The organism is Streptomyces sp. NRRL WC-3549, from assembly GCF_000721935.1.
In the GTDB taxonomy this organism is placed as follows: Bacteria; Actinomycetota; Actinomycetes; order Streptomycetales; family Streptomycetaceae; genus Streptomyces.
In genome coordinates, this window is the sequence record NZ_KL585421.1 from 24,685 (window position 1) to 28,676 (window position 3,992).

The window sequence follows — 3,992 nt, forward strand, 5'->3', positions numbered from 1 at the left end:
GACCTGCTCTTCAAGACCGCCGGCGGCAACGCGCTGCGACGCGGCATCGCCGTCGAACGCGTCTGGCGGGACGCGCCCTCGCCATGTACGGCCGTGGGGCGTTCGGCCTCACGGTCGAGGACAACCTGGTCTGACCCGGCGACCGCGGGCCCGGCCGCCGGGAGACCGCGGCTCACCCGCCGGCCAGCGCCCGTTCGATCAGCCGTCGCCCGGCGGCGTCCTGTTCGTCCTGCGCCGGGTCGCCCATCCGCAGGCTGAAGGTCGCACTGGTCGCCGCCCGCGTACCGTCCGGCGTCACTCCGCTCTCGGAGACGGTCCCCAGATGGGTACCGCCGTGGAACCAGATTCCCTCGCGGCTTCCGGCCACCGGCCGCCAGGCGATGCCCAGGCCGTAGCGGACCCCGGGGACCGCGAGCCAGTCGTCGGCCGCCACCGTCTCCTTCATCGCGGCGAGCGGGGCGGGGCCCAGCAGCCGGCCGCCCATCAGCGCGCGCAGGAAGACCCCGTGGTCATGAGTGGTGCTGATGAGCGAGCCGTCCGCCCCGCCGCCGGTGGTCAGCGTGGTGTCGGTCGGCCGGCCGGCACCCGGGAACCAGGTGTACGCGGACGCGGTGGGCGCCGGTACGTACGACGAGGTGCCCGGTGTGAGGGTGTGACGCAGGCCCAGCGGTCCGATGATCCGGTCGTGGATCTCCTGCGCCCAGGGGCGGCCCGTCACCTGTTCGACGATCATGCCGGCCACCACGTAGTTGGTGTTGGAGTAGCCGAAGCGCTGTTCCCGCTCCGGATGCCGGACGTTCGGCAGCCAGAGCGGGGGCCGGGTCAGGGCGGCCTTCAGCTGCTCCTCGGGGGCTGTGTACCGGAAGCGCGAGCGGAGGTACCCGGCAGGGGTGAAATCGTCGGCGGCGTCGGGGGAGACGGCGAGATAGTCGTTCAGCCCACTGGTCTGCCGCAGCAGATTGGCGACCGTGATCCTGCGGCCGTCGTTCCCCTCACCCCGCACCGCGCCGGGGAGCCACCGTTCGACGGTGTCGGTGAGCGCGAGCCGCCTCTCGCCGGCCAGTTGGAGGAGGAGCACGGCCGTGAAGGTCTTGGTGTCGCTGCCTATCCGGTAGTACGCGTCCCAGGGGACCGGACGCGACGGGCCGGACCGGTCGGCACGGCCCGCCCGGGCCGCCGTCCGGCCGGCAGCGGTCTGCACCTCGGCCAGGACACCGGTGGCGCCGGTGGCCGCGATCGCGTCGACGTCACGCTGGAGGCGTGCGGATGCTCCGGCGTCCCCGCGCGGCCCGGCGGCTCCGGACGGGGCCGCGGCGGCGGCGGTGGCTGACGCCCCGGTGAGCAGGGTCGCGGCCGCGGCCGCCAGGCTTCTACGTCGGCTGATCACCGGACCACCTCGGTCCGGCGGCAGGTCACGTCGGCGGCGGGGAGCGTGCCGTCCCGGAGGTAGGCGACGACGGCCCGGTCGGCGCAGGGGACGGGCGTCATGCCGTCCAGCCCCCGTCCGAACACTCCGTGCGCCCGGATGTCCGCCGTCACCAGCCGTGAACCGGTCAGGCGACGGTGCAGGGCCAGAGCCCCCTCGTACGGGACGTTGTTGTCGCGCCGGGCCTGGAGCATCAGCGCGGGCACGCGGTTGCCGATCACCGTGGTGGGCTCGCGGGAGGTGCTCGTCCAGAACGCGCACGGAGCGGTCATGCTGTTCACGAGCGGACCGAACGCCGGCTGGTTCGCGCGGCTGCTCTCCATGTTCCGCCAGTACGTCTCCGGGTCCTTCGGCCAGCCCCCGGCGGGCCAGCCGCCGTCCCCGCACATGTAGAGCGCCCCGCCCAGCATGCTGTCCGCGAGTTCGGGGGAGGAGAGCATGTCCAGCATGGAGGCGAGCTCCGGACCTGGCTCGACCGGCCGGCCCGCGGCGGCGTCGACCAGGTCGTGCACCGTGGACGCGAGCGCCGGATCGTGCTCCTCGTTCTGGATGAACTGCCTCAGCACCAACCGCAGTACCGGTGCCGTGAGGCGGACGCCGGAGACCACGACCGGCCGCGACTCCGCCCCGTCGAGCAGATCCTGGACCTGTGCGCGGACGCGGGCGGGCGTGCTGCCGAGCCGGTAGGTCCCGTCGTGCCGGGCGGCCCATCCGGCCCAGGCGTCCAGGGCCTCTTCGAGCGGCAGACCAGCCCGCTGGAACAGCTCGTACTGGGTGGCTGAGGGATCCGTCGACGAGTCGAGGACGATCCGGTCGGAGCGGCCGGGGAACATCTGGGTGTAGACGGCGCCCAGATCGGCGCCGTACGAGACGCCGTAGTACGAGAGTCTGCGCTCGCCCAGCGCGGCGCGGATCGCATCCATGTCACGGGCGACGTTCCGGGACGTGGCGTGCGGGAGGAGCCGGGCGTTGTCCCCGTGCTCCTGGCAGCGGCGTGCGGTGTCCTGGGCGTCGAGCAGCGACCGGTCGAACTCCGCACGGCGCGTCGTGGCGGGGCCGGGATCGGGCACCGGAGCGGCAGGGGCACAGGCGACGGGCGTGGACTCGCCCAGGAAGCGCGGGTCGAAGCCGATCAGGTCGTAACGGTCAGCAGCGTCTTTCAACGCGGTCCGCAGATAGAGCGTGTTGGCCAGGCCGGTGCCGCCGGGGCCGCCCGGATTGGACAGCAGGATGCCCCGGCGCTTCCCGGGCGCTCCCTTCGCCGCGATCCGCGAGACGGCGATCTCGATCGTCGGGCCCCCGGGGCGTGCGTGGTCGAGGGGCACGGTCACTTTCGTACAGCGTGCGCCCGCGGCGCGTAGCTCCGTCTGCTGTGCTGAACAGGCGGCCCAGACGAGAGGGTGACGGGCCGGGGCGGACGAGGCCGACGCCGGCATGCCGCCGGCGAGTAAACAGGTCAGGCCGAGCCCCGCGGTGACCAGACGGATGGCGCGCATCGTGCTCCTCGGATCGGGTGTGAGATACGTGCCCCGACGCTAAGGGCCCACGTGACCTGGGAACATCGGGCCACCCGGCGGACGGGACCGGGGGACAGCCCCCCATCACGCCGCGCCCGCCGTGCTCACCCCGGCCCGCCGGCCGCCTTCGCCGCCAGATAGCGGGCGGGGAACTCCCCACCGCCGTGCACCGGCAGGTCCGCCCCGTTGACGTACCCGGACAGACCGCTCGCGAGGAACAGGCAGGCACGGGCCACGTCCTCGGGCACCGCCATCCGTTCCATCGGGATGACGCCCGCCACCGCCGCCCCGCCGTCCGCGCGGTAGACCGACGCCGCACTCTCGGTGCGGATCAGCCCCGTGGTGATGTGGTTGACCCGGACCGTCGGCGCCCACTCCAGGGCCAGCGCCTTGGTGAGGGCCAGCAGACCGGCCTTGGCCGCCGTGTAGGCGGCGGTGCCCGGCTGCGGGGTATGGGCCGAGACACTGCCGATGTTGACGACCGAGCCGCCGCCCTCCTGGGTCCGCATGACACGGTGGGCGGCCTGCGCCACATAGAACGGGGTGAGCAGGCTGAGCGCGACGATCTTCTCCACGAAACCTTCTCCACGAAACGCGGCGAGACGGTCGCCGCGTCGGCGTCCGGCGAGCCTCCCGCGTTGTTGACGAGTACGTCGAGCCTCCCGAAACGTTCCACCGCGGCGTCCACCAGCGAGGACGCCGCCGCCGGGTCGCGGACGTCGGCCGGGACGAACACCGCCTCGCGGCTGCCGGCCGCAGGCAGCGACCGAGGCGCGTTGCGGCCCGCAGACCACCACGTCCGCGCCCGCGCCGAGAAACGCCCCGGCGATGGCGGCGCCGATGCCCTTGGTTCCGCCGGTGACGAGCGCCACGCGCCCCGTGAAGTCCAACGGGTTCCCGGTCTCCATGCTGTGCGGCCCTTTCGCTGTCTGCGGATACATGATCAGTGGGCGGTCAGTCCGAGGCCGGCGGCGAGCCGTTCCCGGTGCCGGGCGGGTGACCCGAACAGTTCGCCGGACCCGTGCGCCCGCTTGAAGTAGCGGTGCGCG

At 73.4% G+C, this 3,992-nt stretch carries 3 protein-coding genes and 1 pseudogene; all 4 read right to left on the reverse strand.

What is annotated here, in order from left to right:
- Window positions 1-172: 172 nt before the first annotated feature.
- Entirely contained in the window at window positions 173-1,387 is a 1,215-nt protein-coding gene (locus IH13_RS0125425; RefSeq protein WP_031088206.1) for a serine hydrolase domain-containing protein, read from the reverse strand.
- Window positions 1,384-2,922 carry an alpha/beta hydrolase gene (locus IH13_RS0125430; RefSeq protein ID WP_031088208.1) on the reverse strand — a complete coding sequence of 513 codons (1,539 nt, stop codon included), beginning with the start codon at window positions 2,920-2,922 and terminating at the stop codon, window positions 1,384-1,386. The genes IH13_RS0125425 and IH13_RS0125430 overlap by 4 nt, the downstream gene beginning before the upstream one ends.
- Window positions 2,923-3,047: 125 nt before the next feature.
- Window positions 3,048-3,518: an SDR family oxidoreductase gene (locus IH13_RS45640; RefSeq protein ID WP_420713394.1), complete on the reverse strand. Its 471-nt coding sequence runs from the start codon at window positions 3,516-3,518 to the stop codon at window positions 3,048-3,050.
- Window positions 3,519-3,586: 68 nt separating this feature from the next.
- Window positions 3,587-3,884: pseudogene (locus IH13_RS45825) on the reverse strand (SDR family NAD(P)-dependent oxidoreductase); the annotation flags it as partial.
- Window positions 3,885-3,992: the final 108 nt, after the last annotated feature.